Here is a 19,097-nt window from a genome sequence, read left to right as displayed (position 1 = left end):
TAATACTTATTTTTTAGAAGTGGTTTTCTTTTTAGTGGTTTTCTTCTTTGTTGCAGTCTTCTTTTTAGCAGCTGCTTTTTTCTTAGGTGCCTTTTTATCGATTTCAGCTTTGGCCTCTTCTAAGGTCATTTCAGAAACATCAACCGTTTTTGGCAACTCCACTTTTATTTTTCCTTTTATGATATTATGCCTTCCCCATCTTGCTTTTTCTACACGAATCCCTTCGTCTTCCCAATGGTGGATTAATTTATCTTTTTCTTTCTGGATTTTTTCCTCGATCAATGTTACAATATCATCATCAGATAAATTGTCCCAATCGTATTTTTTATTAACGTTGATGAACATATTGTTCCATTTAATAAATGGTCCAAAACGACCTTTACCTTTTTGAACAGGCAAATCTTCATACATATATATGGGAGCGTCGGCTTCTTGTTTTTCTTTAATGAGTTCAATTGCCTGATCCATTTCTACATCTGTAGGATTTGTTCCTTTAGGCAATGAGACATATTTTTTACCGAACTTAACGTAAGGTCCAAAACGACCATTATTAACTTCTATCTCTTCACCTTCATAAGTACCTAATTGCTTCGGAAGTTTGAAAAGCTCCATCGCTTCATCATACGTAATTGTTGTTAATTGCTGGTCTGGAGATAAACTTGCGAACGTTGGTTTTTCTTCATCATCAACCGTTCCTATTTGTACCATTGGTCCAAACTTACCTAAACGCACACTTACCTGTTTTCCTGTTTTTGGATCTTTACCTAAAACACGTTCTCCAGACTCACGATCTGCATTTTCCTGAACATCGACAACATTTGGATGAAATGTCTTATAAAAGTCTTTCATCATTTTTTTCCAGTCCTCTTTACCTTCTGCAATTTCATCAAAGTCTGCTTCAACTTTAGCGGTAAAGTTGTAATCCAGTATTTTTCCGAAGTGATTTACCAAGAAATCCGTCACGATCATTCCAATATCTGTTGGCACAAGTTTTCCTTTATCACTATTAACTTTCTCGGTTAATTTTTTATCTGTGACTTTACCTTGCTGTAAAAGGAGTTGCGAATAATCACGCTCTTCACCTTCATTAGATCCTTTTTCTACGTAATTTCTATTTTGTATTGTTGAAATCGTTGGCGCGTAAGTAGATGGTCTACCAATACCTAACTCTTCTAATTGTTTAACCAAAGACGCTTCTGTAAATCTATAAGGAGGTCTAGAAAAACGCTCGGTTGCAGTAATATAACTATTTAGCAATGTCTCATTGACCTTCATTGCTGGCAACATGCCTTCTTGCTCTGTATCTTCATCATCTGTACCTTCTAGATATACTTTTAAAAATCCTTCAAAAGTGATGACCTCTCCATTTGCAGTGAAGGTTTCATTGTGAGTTGACGCTTCAATCTTTAAATTGGTGCGTTCTAACTCTGCATCGCTCATTTGTGAGGCAATGGCACGTTTCCAGATTAAATCATATAAACGTGCTTGATCTCTCTCTATATCTACCGAATGTGTTTTAAAATCTGTAGGCCTAATCGCTTCGTGAGCTTCTTGTGCGCCTTTAGATTTCCCTTTATAATTTCTGGTTTTACTAAATTTTTCTCCGTAAGCGCTCTCAATTTCTGCCTTTGCTCCTTTTCTAGCTTCGTCAGATAAGTTAACACTATCGGTTCTCATATAAGTAATCAAACCTGCTTCATACAAACGTTGTGCATTGGACATCGTTCTACCAACCGAATAGCCTAATTTTCTTGAGGCTTCCTGTTGTAATGTTGATGTTGTAAATGGTGCTGCAGGTGATTTTTTTGCTGGTTTTTTTGTAAGATCAGCAACTTTAAATTCTGCCTTTGCGTTAGATTCTAAGAATTTATAGGCTTCTTCCTTGGTTGAAAAGTTCTTCGGAAGCTTCGCCTTAAATGTTTGTCCGTCTTCATTTGAGAATTCAGCATCAATTCTATAGGACGCTTCAGGTTTGAAATCTATTATATCACGTTCTCTCTCAACAATTAATCGCACAGAAACCGATTGTACTCGTCCTGCAGATAAACCGCCTTTCACTTTTCTCCATAAAACTGGAGACAATTCATAACCAACAATTCTATCAAGAACACGACGTGCTTGTTGCGCATCTACCAAATCATAATCGATACCTCTAGGGTTTTCAATTGCTTTTTGAATGGCAGTCTTTGTTATCTCATGAAAAACGATACGTTTGGTCTTTGCTTTATCAAGACCTAAAGTTTCTGCCAAATGCCATGCAATTGCTTCTCCCTCTCGATCCTCATCACTTGCTAACCAAACAATTTCAGCTTTTTTAGCGAGGTCCTTTAATTTTTTAACGACATCTTTCTTGTCTTTGGAAACCTGATACTTAGGATCAAAATTCCCTTCTACATCAACTCCCAACTCTTTAGACGGTAAATCGGCAATATGTCCAAAACTAGATTCTACTTTGAAATCTTTTCCTAGAAACTTTTCTATGGTTTTGGCTTTTGCTGGTGACTCTACGATGACTAAATTCTTCGGCATATATGATTTTTTAAGGCTACAAATGTATGTCAAAAAAAAGTTATCTTCCTAATTTAAGTGAATTTCGATTGTACTTTATCTTAATAAAACACATTTTCATCTGATAAAAGAGCATAAAAAAGGCCTGAAATAAATTCAGGCTTTTTAAAAATTTAAATTTTTTTGTTTTTATTAATAAGCATAAGTAATAGCATCGGAAACCCCTTCTATATTCAATATAATTTCATTACTGCCTTCTACTTGAATTGGCAATAAATTAAAAGAGCGTGTTTGAGACACTACTGCTAAACATAATTCTTCATTAGTTAATACTAATTTTAAATAACGTTGCTCGGGCGAAGACTCTGCCACTTCACCAGAATCTACCAAAACCAAACTCCAAGAATTGCCATCACAACCACTTGCAGAAATCTCAACTGTTAAACAATTACCGTCAATAATAATAGTACTTACTTCATATGGATCAGATTCTGCGGTATTATAAAACCCATTATCAACGACAACATTTTGATCACATGGTTGAGGGATGTAATCATCTTCATCGCATTGTGTGTTCATTAATAGTAAAGTGAAACAGAAACAAGCGGAAATGATCTTTGAAATTCTCATATTGTAGTTTAATATTGATAGTTATTATATTAGATGCAACTTGTATTAAAAGGTTGCGTTATTATTTTGTTTATTCCCTATTTGTCTAATTTCAATTGGCCCTTCATTAAAACCTATGATTTCTTTATAAATAATATATAGAGGTATTGCTGCAAACGATATGGTAACGAAAAGGCCAATTCCGCACATCAACATTCCAACCATTTGAGCTAAAATCCCTGCAACCAAAGTGATTCCAAAAGTGATAAACCATTTTTTATTTCCTAAATCAAAACTCGCCTTAATTAAATTAGAGTTAGATAGTTCAGGATTAAAAGCATAAATAACAACCAATAAATTTAGTGGTACCATAACGTAAATAACTGGAAACACACACAATAACATGGCTAAAACGCTTATTCCAAAATAAGCTAGCGATAGGTTGATCGTTTTAAAGAGATAAGGCTTCCGAAGAAAAAAGAAAAAATCATCTTTCTCTAATGAGTCGATATCCTTTTGACGCATGATTTTATAAAATCCTGCCTTAAGCCCAAATGAGATAACAACCATAAAAAAACCAAAAACCATATAAGCCATTAAAAAAAACAAAACCGCAATTGCCTCCATACCTCCAAAAAATCCGGGACTTTCGGCGTCTGCAATTGCAAAAAATACCATTGGTAAATATATTACAATCACAAATGGTATCACAAATGCAATCATAATCATCAACATGATGAAACCTTGCAGCCACACTTTCTTAAACAGCTCAATACTGTCGTTTAATATTTGGCCAAAATCAAGTTGTTTGGCGATCTGTATTTTATGTTGAATTTCAGCAAATATCATTTTAAGGGTGTTTTATCCTGAAATCAAAATAACTGAAATATTTTACAATCTCAAAACAAAATCTGTTATGACACTTTGTCACAATCCTTAAAATTATCATATCTTTGTACGCTTATTGAATACTAGAAATTTATTGATTCTAATTGAATTTTAAGGATCAACTCTCACATATGGATAAAACAATTGACGAAAGCAAACAAGGTAACACCCTAGTTTTAGAAGAAAAAAAAGAAAATACCCGCAAACTTTTTATAGAAAGCTATGGTTGCGCTATGAATTTTAGCGACAGTGAAATTGTGGCTTCCATACTTGCAGAACAAGGTTTCAATACCACAAATAGTTTAGAAGAAGCCGATCTTGTTCTTGTCAACACCTGCTCCATTCGTGATAAAGCAGAGCAAACCGTAAGAAAACGTCTCGAAAAATATAATGCTGTTAAACGCATCAACCCAAAAATGAAAGTAGGCGTTCTTGGCTGTATGGCAGAGCGTTTAAAAACCAAATTTTTAGAAGAAGAAAAAATCGTTGATCTTGTTGTTGGACCAGATGCCTACAAAGATTTGCCAAACCTCCTAGCGGAAGTTGATGAAGGCAGAGATGCCATTAACGTTATTTTATCTAAAGAGGAAACCTATGGAGACATTGCTCCCGTGCGTTTAAATACAAATGGAGTTACAGCTTTTGTATCTATCACTCGCGGTTGTGATAATATGTGCACTTTTTGTGTTGTTCCATTTACGAGAGGTCGTGAGCGCAGTCGCGATCCGCAAAGTATTATTGAAGAAGTTAATGATCTTTGGAGCAAAGGCTATAAGGAAATCACACTTTTAGGCCAAAATGTAGATAGCTATTTATGGTATGGAGGCGGACTAAAAAAGGATTTTACCAAAGCTTCGGAAATGCAAAAAGCAACCGCTGTAAATTTTGCACAATTGCTAGAACTGTGCGCAAAGGCTCAACCTAAAATGCGCATTAGGTTTTCAACGTCCAATCCGCAGGATTTAACACTTGATGTGATTGAAACTATGGCGAAGTACGATAATATTTGTAAACACATCCATTTGCCAGTTCAAAGCGGAAGTAACCGTATTTTAAAAGAAATGAATCGTTTACATACGCGTGAAGAGTATTTTGAGCTAATCGATAATATTAGACGCATTCTCCCAAATTGTGCTATTAGTCAGGATTTGATTTCTGGTTTTCCTACGGAAACAGAACAGGACCACCAAGATACATTGAGTTTAATGGATTACGTGAAGTATAACTTTGGGTATATGTTTACCTATTCCGAACGACCAGGAACGATGGCAGAACGAAAAATGGAAGATGATGTGCCAGAAGATGTAAAAAAACGTCGTTTAGCTGAAATCGTCCAACGCCAAAGAGAACATAGTGAAATTAAAACCAAGGAATATTTAAACACAACCGTTGAAGTATTAATTGAAAGAGAGTCTAAAAAATCAAATAATGAATGGTCTGGGAGAACATCACAGAACATCGTAGCTGTTTTTCCGAAGGAAAATTACAAGATTGGAGATTTAGTAAAAGTCAAGGTGTTAGATTGTACTAGTGCTACTTTGATTGGTGAGGCTGTTTCGTTTATCAATTAAGAATATTTTACAATGAATTTAAAAATCATCTTCTTTATAGTTGCAGCATTTCATTTCAATACTGCTTTTGCTCAATTTGAAATTGAGTTGGATGAAGTCTATAATGGCATGATAAAAATTGATGATGACCTAATGGTTAATAATCTTTCCATGCACCTGTCGTTTGAAGCCAATAAAATTATTGAAAAATTTAGTAATGATTTTGGAAATTATGAAACCTTAAAAGAAAAAGACAATACTAAACTGTATAAATGGGATAATGTAATACATAAAAGTTGGTCAAATAAACCTATAAGTATTTACATAGAAACCAGTTACTTAAGAAATTTAATTAATAAAGCTAACGAAACTGAAGTCATACAAACCAATCCAATAGTTCTTTGCTATATTTTAGATAAAAAGAATAAAGATTTTTTAAAATCTTCAAGAAAGCAGAGTAAACTTAGAGAATATTTTAAAAATATCATCAAATCAATCAAATAATTACTTTCAAATCCAAATGGAAAGCATACAAGCCATAAAACAACGTTTCGGGATTATAGGAAACGACCCAAAACTCAACAGAGCGATTGAAAAAGCCATCCAAGTTGCACCAACAGATATTTCTGTATTGGTAACTGGAGAAAGTGGTGTTGGTAAGGAAAGTATTCCTAAAATTATCCACCAATTATCTCATCGCAAGCATGGTAAATACATAGCTGTAAATTGTGGCGCTATACCAGAAGGAACAATTGACAGTGAATTATTTGGTCACGAAAAAGGCGCTTTTACAGGAGCAACAGCAACGCGATCTGGCTATTTTGAAGTAGCCGATGGTGGTACCATTTTTTTAGATGAAGTTGGAGAGCTACCATTAACCACACAGGTTCGTTTACTGCGTGTTTTGGAAAATGGTGAATTCATTAAGGTAGGTTCAAGCAAGGTTCAAAAAACCAATGTAAGAATTGTAGCAGCAACAAACGTTAATATGTTTGAAGCTATAAAAAAAGAGAAGTTTAGGGAAGATCTATATTATAGGTTAAGTACTGTAGATATTAATATTCCGCCACTTCGAGAGCGCAAAGAAGATATTCATTTATTGTTTAGAAAATTTGCCAGCGATTTTGCATTAAAATATAAAATGCCAACCATAAAACTTGAAGACGATGCTGTACCTTTTTTACAGAAACATCGCTTTAATGGTAATATTCGTCAATTACGAAATGTGGCTGAGCAGATTTCGGTATTAGAACAAAATCGTACTATTAGCGCTGCAACACTTCAAGGTTATTTACCTAGCGGAAGTAATAATTTGCCTGCTGTAATCAATAACTCAAAATCTGAAAGCGATTTTAGCAACGAACGTGAAATTCTTTACAAAGTCCTTTTTGATATGAAGAGCGACTTGAATGATCTCAAGAAACTCACGATGGAATTGATGAAAAATGACAATGCTTCCGAAGTAGAAAAAGATAACGAAGGCCTTATTAACAAAATTTACGGTAAATCTCAAAAAGACAACTATACCGAAGAGTTTGAAGATTTGGAAGTCATGGAAATTCCAGAGAAATCGAACGATCATTTTGATCCTGATGATAAGAATCAAAGTATGGATAAATACCATTTTGCTGAAGAAATCGAAGAAGAAGAAACTTTATCTTTACACGATAAAGAACTAGAATTGATTAAGAAATCTCTAGAACGTCATGAAGGCAAACGTAAGTTGGCTGCTGCAGAATTAGGCATTAGCGAACGTACATTATATAGAAAAATAAAACAATACGACCTTTAGCAAAACTTTATGACCCATTAAAAAATAGGTCATCAAACAAAACGTTTGCTATCTATAGATAATTAAATAAATGAAACATACTACATATTTAATATTACTTTGCTTTACATTTTTATTCGGTTGCGGACCTTATTCTTTCACGGGAGTCCAAAATTTAAAGGCAGAGACATTTCAGGTTAATTATTTTCAAAATACAGCAGATTTAATTGAGCCTGGTTTTGACAGGGATTTTAAACTCGCTTTAGAAGATTTAATACTCAATCAAACCAACCTAACTCTAACGACAACTAATGGAGAATTGATCTATGAAGGTGAAATTGTAGAGTACCGCATCTCTCCTACTACCGCCCAAGCCAATAGTACTGCTGCTGAAAACAGACTTTCCGTCACCGTAAATTTAAGATTTTTTGACACCACAGACCCTGAAGCAGAAGATTTTGAAAAACGTTTTTCCCATTTTGTAGATTATCCTGGGAGCCAACTATTACAAGGCGCACAAAAAGACGCAGTGCATGAACAAATTTTTGAGCGTATCACACAAGATATTTTTAATGCGACGTTAGCAAAGTGGTAAATGGATAATACACAATTCACATATCTACTCCAAAATCCTAAATCAATAACAGAGGAGCAAACCGGTGCATTACAGGATCTGAGTTCTAAATTTCCTTATTTTCAATCGGCAAGAGCCTTATACCTTAAGGGTTTGAAAAAATCGGGTAGTTACAAATACAATCAAGAATTAAAAACTACAGCTGCCTATACGACAGATAGAAGTATTTTGTTTGATTTTATAACTTCGGAAGAGTTTAATCAAAACGAAATTTCACAGATCATCAAACAAAACTCAGAACATTTAAAAGATATTACCGTTCACGAGATGGATGATATTTCGGTCAATAAAAGTGTTACTATTGATGATGCACTAAAACAGCATATTAAAAATACCGAAGGCGTTCTAGACCCAAACCTATTTGAACAAAAGGTAAAACCAGAAGATGTTGCCCATTTTCTATCATTGGCAAATCACACGCCAGAACAAGCTGAGATTGAGATCGAACACGAAAAAACAGAAATCAAACCAGAAGAAATTCTACAAATTGGTAAACCCCTAGATTTTGAAAAATCTGAAACCCACTCTTTTTCAGAATGGCTTAAGATCACAAGTTTTAAACCAATCAAACGAGATGAAAATGAGTCAATTTCCGAAGAAAAAATCATAAGTTCTCCAGAAAAAAATTCAAACGAAGTAAGCCAAAAATTTGAGCTTATTGATCGCTTTTTAGAAAATAATCCTAAAATAAAACCCACCAAAGATTCTCCAAAAATCAATATAGACAAGAGTGACAAAATGGCTCACGATGGCCTAATGACCGAGACTTTGGCGAGAATTTACCTTGAGCAAAATAACTATGAAAAGGCAATTCAATCTTATAGAATTTTAAGTTTGAAATATCCAGAAAAAAGTGGTTTCTTTGCAGACCAAATTAAAGCGATAAAGAAATTACAAGAAAATAATACATAAACCAATGAATACGTTTACAATCTTTTTAATCTTAATCATACTAGTATCATTTTTACTAGTTGTAGTTGTTATGGTACAAAATCCAAAAGGAGGAGGATTATCTTCATCATTTGGTGGTGGTGGCACTCAACAATTGGGAGGTGTTAAAAAAACAACCGACTTTTTAGACAAGAGTACTTGGGCTTTAGCAACGTTATTACTTGCATTAATTTTAGCTTCTAACTTTGCTATACCTGGAGCAGGAGGCGTTGAGGAATCTAAAGTAATCAATGGAGAAGAAACAACAACCACTACTCCAATGGCTCCATCTACAGATAACTCTGCAGAGGATATCGCAACTCCAGCAGATTCTTTATAAAGAAACTTATTTTAAAATATTTAAATGCCAGCTAAATTAGCTGGCATTTTTTTTTTGCTTATCTCTTCGGAAATGTGCATCTACTGAAACTTTGTCAGTTAAAATTCATTGGCACATTTTTAGCATAACGCTTATGCGTTGATTGCAATCAACATTATATTTTAATTTAAAAAACACATATAACAATGAGCTTAAACATTAAACCACTAGCAGATAGAGTTCTTATTGAACCTGTTGAGGCTGAAACTAAGACAGCTTCAGGAATTATCATTCCAGACAACGCTAAAGAAAAACCACAAAAAGGAAAAGTTGTCGCTGTTGGTAAAGGCACGAAAGACGAACCAATGACAGTTAAATCTGGTGATAGCGTTCTCTACGGAAAATATGCTGGAACCGAACTTAAACTAGAAGGAAAAGATTACCTCATCATGCGTGAGAGTGATATTTTGGCGATTGTATAATTCGCTTCTCGCTATTAGCCTTTCGCTTTTAGCATAAATAATCTAAAATTTAAAAACGTATAGCTAAAGGCCAAAAGCCATTAGCTAAAAAACATAAAGAAAATGGCAAAAGATATAAAATTTGATATTGAAGCACGTGACGGTTTAAAACGTGGCGTAGATGCATTAGCAAATGCAGTGAAAGTAACTCTAGGACCAAAAGGTCGTAACGTTATTATTGGTCGTTCATTTGGAGCGCCTCAAGTAACTAAAGATGGAGTTTCTGTTGCAAAAGAAATAGAATTAGAAGACGAGCTTGAAAACATGGGAGCTCAAATGGTAAAAGAAGTCGCGTCCAAAACTAATGATCTAGCTGGTGATGGAACTACTACCGCAACTGTATTAGCGCAAGCTATCGTTAAAGAAGGCTTGAAAAACGTTGCTGCAGGAGCAAATCCAATGGATTTAAAACGTGGTATCGATAAAGCTGTACAGGCAATTGTAAAAGATCTTGAAAAGCAATCTAAAAAAGTAGGTAGCGATTCTGAGATGATTAAGCAAGTTGCTGCAATTTCGGCAAATAATGATGATACTATTGGTGAATTAATCGCCAAAGCATTTGGTAAGGTTGGTAAAGAAGGTGTTATCACTGTTGAAGAAGCAAAAGGTATGGAAACATACGTTGACGTTGTAGAAGGTATGCAGTTTGACAGAGGTTATTTATCACCTTACTTTGTGACCGACTCTGATAAAATGATTGCAGATTTAGAGAATCCGTATATTTTATTATTTGATAAAAAGATTTCCAATTTACAGGAAATCCTTCCAATATTAGAGCCAGTTGCACAATCTGGTCGTCCGTTATTAATTATTGCTGAAGATGTAGAAGGTCAAGCCCTGGCAACTTTAGTCGTTAATAAATTACGTGGCGGATTAAAAATCGCAGCAGTAAAAGCTCCAGGATTTGGAGATCGTCGTAAAGCAATGCTTGAGGATATCGCCATCTTAACAGGAGGCGTTGTAATTTCCGAAGAAAGAGGTTTTTCTTTAGAGAATGCAGATCTATCTATGTTGGGTACTGCGGAATCTGTAATGATTGATAAGGACAATACGACTATCGTAAATGGTTCTGGTAAATCTTCAGATATTAAAGCGAGAGTTAATCAAATTAAAGCTCAAATTGAAACTACAACTAGTGACTATGATAAAGAAAAATTACAGGAGCGTTTAGCTAAATTAGCTGGAGGTGTTGCTGTACTTTATGTTGGTGCTGCTAGTGAAGTAGAAATGAAAGAGAAGAAAGATCGTGTTGATGACGCTTTACATGCAACAAGAGCTGCTGTAGAAGAAGGTATCGTTGCTGGTGGTGGTGTTGCTTTTGTTAGAGCTATCAAAGTTTTAGAAAAACTTTCTACGGAAAATCTTGATGAAACAACAGGAATCCAAATTGTTGCGAGAGCTATTGAAGCTCCATTGAGAACGATTGTAGAAAATGCAGGTGGTGAAGGATCTGTGGTTATTAATAAAGTCATGGAAGGCAAAAAGGACTTTGGCTTTGATGCTAAAACTGAAACGTATGTTGATATGCTCAAAGCAGGAATTATTGACCCTAAAAAAGTAACACGTATTGCGTTAGAAAATGCTGCATCTGTTGCGGGAATGATCTTGACTACAGAGTGTGCTTTAGTTGATATTAAAGAAGAATCTGCTGGTGGTGGAATGCCAGGAGGAATGGGTGGAGGAATGCCAGGAATGATGTAATGGCGAATTGCCATTAATAATTTACTCGCTTAAATGTGAGCATATAATAAATTGAAAAAGCCTTTGATGAGAGTCAAAGGCTTTTTTTATAAAGTCAATCATACGGTCAAATAGAAATCTCTATGCTTAAATTAACAGGTATTACTCATATTCATAAGTAATCAATGTTAAATACGTTTGATCTACAGCTGAGCTATATTTTGATTGTGATTCACTTATTAGCAAATTCTCTTCATCGAATTCATAGCTGTAAGTTGTAATATTATTAATCGATTGCTCTTGATAATTGTAATTATAATCTACTTTAGATAAATATTTTGATGTTATATCATCAAGAACATAAGTTCCAAGCGTTGGTACGCCATGAGATAATAAACTATTTATTTTCCAATGCACTCCAAACTTAAGTTTTTCAACCGTGTAAGCATCAGCAGCCAATCCGTCTAAGTATTCATAACTTGAATTGATATTTAAATTTCCTGAAAAATACCTTTCATAAGTCAAAGGGTTATCATCTATATATGTAACATCACTTCTAAAGTCAAATGGAGAATAAAGAGGAGATACAGACCCAATTGATCTCGTAACATTATTTTGATTAAGCTCTAAATTGTGGTATATAGTGTCTTCCTGTTGAACGTCATCAAAATCAAATAATTTGATTGCTGTAATTATTGAATCATCAGTGTAGCTATATTGATAGGTAGTGTAATTTTCCCATTCTGGTGACGATGAACTTGGCAAAACTACTTTTCCAACCAATCTACCATCTCCATCATATGAAAAGGTATTTGTGAACAAAAGTGTTCCACTAACGTTGAATTCTTGAATCTCTGTCACCAAATTATTTGTGTAACTATAAATATGGTACGGTCCATCACTAAATTGAATATTTGTAATCTTTCCGTCGGTAAAATTAATGACTTCAAGATAATTTACCCAAGTTGAATTCTTAGTTATAGAAACAAGAGTTTGAGAATTATTGGGTGCTCCTGAAACAGGGTTGTCATTAGTAACAGAATCATTGTCGCATGAAATCAATACTATTGTTAAAAATAGAATTGAAAAGAATCTTGTATATTTTATCATAATAATTTTTTTTTAAATTAAACCTATTTCCCTATAGTCTACAATAACTCATAATGGTTGCGTCAAATAATAAAATTATTGATATTCATAAGTTAATTCTTTCGTTAATGGATTGTTGTCATAAAATGTCTTAGTTTGTGTTTGTTTTGATAATCTACCTAAATTATCAAATTCATATGTTACATCTAGGACTATCGAATTTTCTTCACTCCCATCATCATATATGTTAGTAAAGGTATATCCTGTTAAATAATTAGCTCCTGCTCCTTGATCTGCTAGACGTTTAAAGGCAAAAACTGATGTTTCAGTCAGCATCATATTGTTTTTCCATTCGGGACCATAACGAAAGCTTTCTATATGATAGGGTTGACTTGCCAATTCTGTTGAATAGGTTAGGGTTGTTGTTTTATAAACTCCACCACTATTTGATACAAATTCTGTCAAATTTCCATTGGTGTATGTCGCATCCCAATAGTTGGTACCGTCGTTGTTCTCATAACGAACAATTTGATTAATACTATTTAAGGTAAAGGAATAAGTTGTCTCATCAATCAAACTGCCATCACTATCGTACTCAGACCTTGATGCCAAAATATTATTTCCGATATATTCATAATTACGAACTATTGTTTCATTATTCGGGTAATCCGTAGTATTATTCACAATACGATCATTAATATCATATTCGAACGAATCTGTAAGATAAATTGACCCATCGTCATAATAATGCTCCAACATAACCATTTTTCCATTACTAAAGGTATTTATTTGATATGTATTATTACTGTTTACTTCCGTAATTAAATCTTCATTAAAGCTATAAATACTTAAACCTCCTAGATTTGTTACCGCTTTAATTGAAATTAATTCACTTGATTCATCTATAGGACTCTCTATTGATTCTTCATCACAAGAATACATAAAAATTGAAATAAATATTAGTATGCATACAGCTGTGAAATTTTTCATGTAATAATGTTTTTAATTAAACCTCTTTCCCTATAGTCTTCAATAACTCAAAATGGTTGCGTCAAATAATAAAAAAAGTCTAAATGTTAATTTAGACTTTTTCAATTTTAGTTTTTAAATTCTAGTTTTTATGATCTTTTTTAATCTCCTCATCCCGATACTTACAACATGGATGAACTGTATTGTAAGCCTCTTCTGTGGCTTTGATTTTCTTTGTGTCGTGACCAACAGAAGCTATGCTTTTACTAATAGAATCTACATCGGTTTTTCTGGCATCATAGATTAGTTTGAGTTCATGTGTATCCACATTCCAAATGGCAGATTTTACGCCTTTTGTTCTTATGGCTGCTTTTTCAATTCGGTCTTTACACATTAAGCATACACCATCAACTTCCATTGATGCTCTTTCATTTTTATTTTGAGCGAAGGTTATTGTTGTTACCAATAATACGAACACTGTAATTATTTTTTTCATAATATCTATCTATTTTTCTTTTAGATTCCTGCTTTCACAGGAATTTGTTATTTTATTTTAAATCTTAAGCCTGCGTAATACATACTTCCAAAAATTGGGCCATACACAAAAGTAGTATCAAAATTTGAACCAAATGGATCATCTGCTCCTAAAATAGGATTGTCCTGTCTCACATTTGTAATATTCTCACCACCTAAATATACTTCAAATTTTGGAGAAAACACTTTAGTAACTTGGACGTTTAATGTACCAACTGTTGGTGATTGCTCAGGTAACCTGTACTCTATTGGATTAGATGCTGTAGAAGAAAAGCGTTGTTCACTCAACCAATTGTAAGTCAAGTCAAATTTCCATTGGGACGTCTCTCCTTCATGAATATGAGTTTCGTAAGAGGCATTGGCGAAGAATCGATGCTTCGGAATTAAAGGGTTTGAAAGCTTTCCCGTTGCATATTCAGTTTGTACATCGTAATACTTGTAAGCAGTTCGTAAATCAAAATGCTCAAATACATTGTAATTTAGCTCAACCTGAAAGCTATTGGCATAACTATCCCCTTCCAGATTATAAAAATTAACTTCCTGAGGATTTTCCCAATCTATAACGACTTGATTTTGAAAGTCTGTTCTATAATAATCTAGAATGATATCTGCTTTTCTTCCGAAGAGATTGAAACCTTGAAGATACGAGACTCCATAATTCCATGCAATTTCAGGATCCAAACCGTATATATTTCCACCGGAATTAAGGATATTAATGCTACGCGATGTGGCAAATATGTTTTGATTTTCAGCAAAAATGTTAGCACTACGCTTTCCTCTCCCAATAGATGCCCTAAAAGCAGATTTCTCCCAAGGCGTGTAACGAGCATGTAAACGAGGCGTAATAAACTCACCAAATAAATTGTGTGTATCAAAACGCAAACCTGCTGTAAGGGTTAATTTATCTAGATTATCGTAGGAGTATTCAAAAAATGCTCCCGCGGAACGCTCACTACGCTCAAAATCTGCTCCAATGGCAAACTCATCGTAATGATCGTAAGTAAACCCTAATCCCGTTTTGATTTTATGCCTGGAATCGCTTATGATGGAATTATAAATCACATTAGAATACACACTATTATGATTGATATCATATTCATTCAAGCCAAAATAAGAATCTTGGTTATGGTTGCTATACGCAAATTGAACACCTAAACTCTGCCAAGGAATTTCTGGGTTTACATAACCTAATTTTGCTGATACTTCAAAACGCTTTGTATTGATTTGGTTTCCCCAAGCATTGGTAGTCAATCGATCTGTATCTGGATCAAAATTGATTTGACCTGCTTGGTTTTCATCATTTAAGTATCTCAGGTTTATAAAGCTCACGAAGCCTTTTTCTGGGTTTGTGTACTGCCAACGGTTCATCACATTTACTTGTTTTTTAAGGGGAACATCTAAAAATGTATCGTTGTTTTTATCAAATTTTTGATCTCTAAAATTTCCGTGGATATAAAAACCTGTACTCCATTTATCACTAACTTGAGTGTTTATATGGGTATTGAGCTCTAAACGACCATTCATCGAACCGTAAAGATTGACAAAAAACCGTGCATCTGTGGTTGGTTTATACAGCTCAGCATTGATTTGTCCTGCAATACTCTCAAAACCGTTAACAACACTTCCTGCGCCTTTTGTGACTTGAATACTTTCTACCCAAGTACCTGGGATGTAACTCAAACCGTAAGCTTGGGATGCACCTCTAATTGACGGTATATTCTCCGTAGTAATCAAAATGTATTTGCTGGTCAAGCCTAGCATCTTTATTTGTCGTGTACCTGTTACAGCATCAGAAAAATTGACATCTATTGAGGGGTTTGTTTCAAAACTTTCAGATAGATTACAACACGCAGCTTTTAGTAATTCGTCACTGCTTATGGTCATAATATTTTGTGAGGACATATAAGATCTTGATGTCGCTTGCTTTCTTGCGGTCAATGTAATTTGATCTAAATCACTGGTTGCCTCTAATAAGTGCTTAATGTATTTAGGTTTTGTAATGGTTAAGGTATCTGTTTTAAAACCTACAAAACTAATCACCAATTTGGTGTAACTAGGTTGATAGGCGATACTGAATTTACCATCAATATCTGTAACAGCACCAACAGATGTGTCCAACCAAAACACATTGGCTCCTGCTAACGGAAACATTTTATTTCCGTCAACTTTCTCGGTAATAATGCCTTCAATAGTTTCTTGTGAAAACGCTAGCATTGGCAGCATTAAAATTAAAAATAATAAGTTTTTCATTTTAATTATAGATTTTAAAAAGCATAAATACTGCCATGATAATCATGATTGAATTCTCAATAAAAGTCGCTTTGGTCATTGGGAGTTTCAAAGCTGTGCCCAAACAAGCACATTGAATTGATTTTTTATCTAAAAGTGTTTTCGTCACTCCTATCGTTGTTATTCCCAAAATGACTAAGGTGAGGATTAATGCCAAGGGGATTTGTAATCTCATTAAAAATAAAAATCCTAATGCCAATTCGATAAACGGATAGACCCAACCGTAAGCTGGAAGCGCTTTTGCCAATGGATCGTACATTTTAAAACTTTCTGGGAATCCCTTTAAATCCAATAGCTTGAAAAAGCTAAAAACGATATAAAACAATCCCATAAAATCAAGCATAAAGCTCTCTACATTAAAAGGCTTAATGTTCATTAAAAAGGAAGCGACCAAAATATAACCAAAAATCAAAAACAGAGGAAACAGCTGCTTTAGCTCACTTTTCTCTTCTATTTGTTCTTCGGAAGCTGAAGAGAATACGTTTTTAGTCGCTTTTTCGGTTAAGGTGTATTTATCTGGTAAGGCTTGTTTTAAAGTTTCCGTAGAAATATGATTAGACATGCTCACTTTTGCGTGAGATTCTTCAAGATTTACTGAAACTTCTGTAACGCCATTAATGGATTGTAAAGCTTTCTCTACCGAAGCTTTACAACCGTTACAGGTCATACCTGTAATTGTGTATGTGTGTGTCATTAGTTGAAATTTGATATAATAGTAATGTGACTGAAAATAGTTTCAGTCTAAAATAATCCTGTGATTATAATTAATATCAAATGATAAAAACCTGATCGAGCACTTGTATGTCTGCAATCAAATTGGGAGAAGAATAATCTTTATGAGGTATGGTTTGCTTTGGTAAAACATCAAATAGATTATTGTAAGTAATTAAAAAGGAAGCGATAAAGAGACTTTGGTCAAAGTCTAAATCATCAAAAGTCTTGACCGTTAATTATTTTTGGCCCTCAACAACATCTAAAGTGTCTTTACAACATGGGACTTTTGTTATCTGTTCTTGTTCGATTTCAAAAGCTTCCATCTGGCATTTCTGCGCGCTGCTAAATACAGCTACATCAATTAAAACGTCTCCACAAAAATGTTTTTCAACAGTAAATGATACCGTTGAAAACAACAGCAGAAGTGCCATTGTTGTAGAAAATAATTTATTTAAAATCAGTTTTAACATTATGCAAATTTATAAAAAACAACTCAATTAAAGCTCTAATTATATAATGATTAACAGTCTATTGCTTTAATTTATAATAATAAAATGCTGGAACAAGGAGTATTAAAAAAATTGGCTGTATCAAAAATCTTCTAAAATTAAAAAACAAATAGTAGTCCTCTTGTCTTGGCTTAATTACAAAATAGAGAAAAAAGACAATTAAAATAAGATAGGCAATGGCATAGACCAGCATCGAAAATTTCACGATTGATCTGTCCTTAAAAAACAAATAAATAATTCCCAAAGAAATTACAGTATTTAAAACGTAACGTAATGTCGTAAACAATGTTAACTTTAAAATCTCTCTCTTGGGAAAATCCATATGCAAGTAATCGCTCTTAAAGAACAAAAGGTAAGGATCGTAAAATAAGCTGGTTTCAAAAACACGAATCAATACCAGTAAACCAAATAAAACCAAGAGCAATATAAAAGTAATTGGATTACGCATGTTGTTTTTTCTTTTTTGAAAATCGATTCACCCAAAACATCCATAATAAAAAAACCATTCCGTAGATAATTAAGGGAAAAATAACGGTATGTAATATTTTTTCTCGCCAAGGATAATTGTAGAGACCTATAGATAAAATGGCAATTCTCAATAAATTGACAGTATAAATAAGAACACTTCCAGACAAAGCGTAGATAAAAGTAGGTTTAAATTTGCTAGCAAATGCGATGATAAATGACACAAATAATATTATAACGCTAATAGAATTACACCCTTCTACTACTCTAGCAACAAATTTGGAATTGACCAAGAGTTTCATAGATGGCTCGTTTGGGTGCGGTAGAATTTCAGCTTTGTAACCCACTGTATTGATTAAGGACTGGCTTTGTTTTGCAACTAGGTTTGTTAAATAATCTGGATAATATCTTGTACCATCAGACAAATCCAAATATAATTTATAACCAATAGTCAATACAATGTAAACCGTGAGAAAGGTTAAAATAAACTTAACGACAGATTTGTATTTACGTAGAAGTGCTTTCAAAAGAAACTATAATTTACTTTCAGTTAAAATTATACAAAATGAATCTAGAAATGTCACTTTTTAAATACTTTTACCAAAATTTTTGAAACCTATGATTTTTGAAACCCTAAAACCTCAAGTAGAAACTATAATAGCGCAAACCAATAAAACGGTTGATGAGCGCCTGCTTTCAATATGTGAACTTCTTGAAAATCATATCGATTACTATAATTGGGTAGGATTCTATTTCAAAAATGGTGACAAAAACGAACTCAAGTTAGGACCTTATGTTGGCGAACCTACCGACCATACGATTATTCCCTTCGGAAAAGGGATTTGCGGTCAAGTAGCGCTTTCAAATAAAAATTTCGTCGTACCAGATGTTTCTGCACAGGATAATTACATCGCTTGCAGCATTACGGTAAAAGCAGAAATTGTAATCCCAATATTCTTAAACGGAGAAAACATTGGCCAAATAGATATTGACTCCAATACACCAGATCCATTTTCTTCGGAAGACGAGCGCTTTTTGGAGTTTGTTTGTGAGCAGGTTGCAAGTATTATTGGATAAATTCTCAATCAAAATCTCTAAGCCCAAATTTTAAATTTTAA

Annotated in this window: 19 protein-coding genes and 1 pseudogene; 9 read left to right on the top strand and 11 right to left on the bottom strand. The window is 33.8% G+C overall.

Annotated features, from left to right (window positions below):
* Window positions 1–6: 6 nt before the first annotated feature.
* From topA to GQ40_RS00410, 3 genes are all read right to left on the bottom strand, one after another.
* Window positions 7–2,529, bottom strand: coding sequence for a type I DNA topoisomerase (topA, locus tag GQ40_RS00420; protein WP_047544758.1), 2,523 nt, complete (start codon window positions 2,527–2,529; stop codon window positions 7–9).
* A 171-nt stretch (window positions 2,530–2,700) separates the two neighbouring features.
* Complete coding sequence (locus GQ40_RS00415) at window positions 2,701–3,087, bottom strand: hypothetical protein (RefSeq protein WP_047544756.1); 387 nt, start codon at window positions 3,085–3,087, stop codon at window positions 2,701–2,703.
* A 96-nt stretch (window positions 3,088–3,183) separates the two neighbouring features.
* Window positions 3,184–3,966 carry a hypothetical protein gene (locus GQ40_RS00410; protein ID WP_047544754.1) on the bottom strand — a complete coding sequence of 261 codons (783 nt, stop codon included), beginning with the start codon at window positions 3,964–3,966 and terminating at the stop codon, window positions 3,184–3,186.
* A 170-nt stretch (window positions 3,967–4,136) separates the two neighbouring features.
* On the opposite strand from GQ40_RS00410, the gene miaB reads away from it, so the two are divergent.
* The 8 genes from miaB to groL all read left to right on the top strand — a co-directional run bounded on the left by miaB (window position 4,137) and on the right by groL (window position 11,431).
* On the top strand, window positions 4,137–5,576 hold the full coding sequence (miaB, locus tag GQ40_RS00405; RefSeq protein ID WP_047544752.1) for a tRNA (N6-isopentenyl adenosine(37)-C2)-methylthiotransferase MiaB: 1,440 nt from the start codon (window positions 4,137–4,139) through the stop codon (window positions 5,574–5,576).
* A 12-nt stretch (window positions 5,577–5,588) separates the two neighbouring features.
* Window positions 5,589–6,059, top strand: coding sequence for a hypothetical protein (locus tag GQ40_RS00400; protein ID WP_047544750.1), 471 nt, complete (start codon window positions 5,589–5,591; stop codon window positions 6,057–6,059).
* Between the two features lie 16 nt (window positions 6,060–6,075).
* Entirely contained in the window at window positions 6,076–7,347 is a 1,272-nt protein-coding gene (locus GQ40_RS00395) for a sigma-54 interaction domain-containing protein (protein ID WP_047544748.1), read from the top strand.
* A gap of 70 nt (window positions 7,348–7,417) precedes the next feature.
* Window positions 7,418–7,921, top strand: a complete 504-nt coding sequence (locus GQ40_RS00390; protein ID WP_047544746.1) for an LptE family protein — start codon at window positions 7,418–7,420, stop codon at window positions 7,919–7,921.
* On the top strand, window positions 7,922–8,872 hold the full coding sequence (locus GQ40_RS00385) for a hypothetical protein (protein ID WP_047544744.1): 951 nt from the start codon (window positions 7,922–7,924) through the stop codon (window positions 8,870–8,872).
* Between the two features lie 4 nt (window positions 8,873–8,876).
* Window positions 8,877–9,230 (top strand): preprotein translocase subunit SecG, encoded by a 354-nt coding sequence (gene secG, locus GQ40_RS00380; RefSeq protein WP_047544742.1) that lies wholly within the window; start codon window positions 8,877–8,879, stop codon window positions 9,228–9,230.
* 185 nt (window positions 9,231–9,415) lie between these two features.
* A complete protein-coding gene (gene groES, locus GQ40_RS00375) occupies window positions 9,416–9,691 on the top strand; it encodes a co-chaperone GroES (RefSeq protein WP_047544740.1) in 276 nt (91 codons plus the stop codon).
* 102 nt (window positions 9,692–9,793) lie between these two features.
* Window positions 9,794–11,431 carry a chaperonin GroEL gene (groL, locus tag GQ40_RS00370; protein ID WP_047544738.1) on the top strand — a complete coding sequence of 546 codons (1,638 nt, stop codon included), beginning with the start codon at window positions 9,794–9,796 and terminating at the stop codon, window positions 11,429–11,431.
* Between the two features lie 141 nt (window positions 11,432–11,572).
* On the opposite strand, the gene GQ40_RS00365 is transcribed toward groL, so the two are convergent.
* From GQ40_RS00365 to xrtF, 8 genes and pseudogenes are all read right to left on the bottom strand, one after another.
* Window positions 11,573–12,520 carry a hypothetical protein gene (locus tag GQ40_RS00365; protein ID WP_156115482.1) on the bottom strand — a complete coding sequence of 316 codons (948 nt, stop codon included), beginning with the start codon at window positions 12,518–12,520 and terminating at the stop codon, window positions 11,573–11,575.
* Between the two features lie 75 nt (window positions 12,521–12,595).
* Entirely contained in the window at window positions 12,596–13,489 is an 894-nt protein-coding gene (locus tag GQ40_RS00360; protein WP_156115481.1) for a hypothetical protein, read from the bottom strand.
* Between the two features lie 121 nt (window positions 13,490–13,610).
* The gene (locus GQ40_RS00355; RefSeq protein ID WP_047544735.1) at window positions 13,611–13,964 is read right to left on the bottom strand and encodes a heavy-metal-associated domain-containing protein; all 354 of its coding nucleotides are present in this window, start codon (window positions 13,962–13,964) and stop codon (window positions 13,611–13,613) included.
* A 47-nt stretch (window positions 13,965–14,011) separates the two neighbouring features.
* Window positions 14,012–16,252 (bottom strand): TonB-dependent receptor, encoded by a 2,241-nt coding sequence (locus GQ40_RS00350; protein ID WP_047544733.1) that lies wholly within the window; start codon window positions 16,250–16,252, stop codon window positions 14,012–14,014.
* A gap of 1 nt (window position 16,253) precedes the next feature.
* Window positions 16,254–16,985: a heavy-metal-associated domain-containing protein gene (locus GQ40_RS00345; RefSeq protein ID WP_047544731.1), complete on the bottom strand. Its 732-nt coding sequence runs from the start codon at window positions 16,983–16,985 to the stop codon at window positions 16,254–16,256.
* 76 nt (window positions 16,986–17,061) lie between these two features.
* A pseudogene (locus GQ40_RS17900) lies at window positions 17,062–17,475 on the bottom strand (HYC_CC_PP family protein).
* Window positions 17,476–17,533: 58 nt separating this feature from the next.
* Window positions 17,534–17,962, bottom strand: a complete 429-nt coding sequence (locus tag GQ40_RS00335; RefSeq protein ID WP_047544729.1) for an exosortase F system-associated membrane protein — start codon at window positions 17,960–17,962, stop codon at window positions 17,534–17,536.
* Window positions 17,955–18,506, bottom strand: coding sequence for an exosortase family protein XrtF (xrtF, locus tag GQ40_RS00330; RefSeq protein WP_047544727.1), 552 nt, complete (start codon window positions 18,504–18,506; stop codon window positions 17,955–17,957). The genes GQ40_RS00335 and xrtF overlap by 8 nt, the downstream gene beginning before the upstream one ends.
* A gap of 91 nt (window positions 18,507–18,597) precedes the next feature.
* Here xrtF and GQ40_RS00325 point away from each other — a divergent pair, with 91 nt between their 5' ends.
* Complete coding sequence (locus GQ40_RS00325) at window positions 18,598–19,056, top strand: GAF domain-containing protein (protein WP_047544725.1); 459 nt, start codon at window positions 18,598–18,600, stop codon at window positions 19,054–19,056.
* Window positions 19,057–19,097 lie beyond the last annotated feature (41 nt).

This window comes from Psychroserpens sp. Hel_I_66 (assembly GCF_000799465.1).
Taxonomy (GTDB): Bacteria; Bacteroidota; Bacteroidia; order Flavobacteriales; family Flavobacteriaceae; genus Psychroserpens.
The sequence above is the reverse complement of the archived record's forward strand: the minus strand, read 5'-3'. Positions and strand labels throughout refer to the sequence as shown.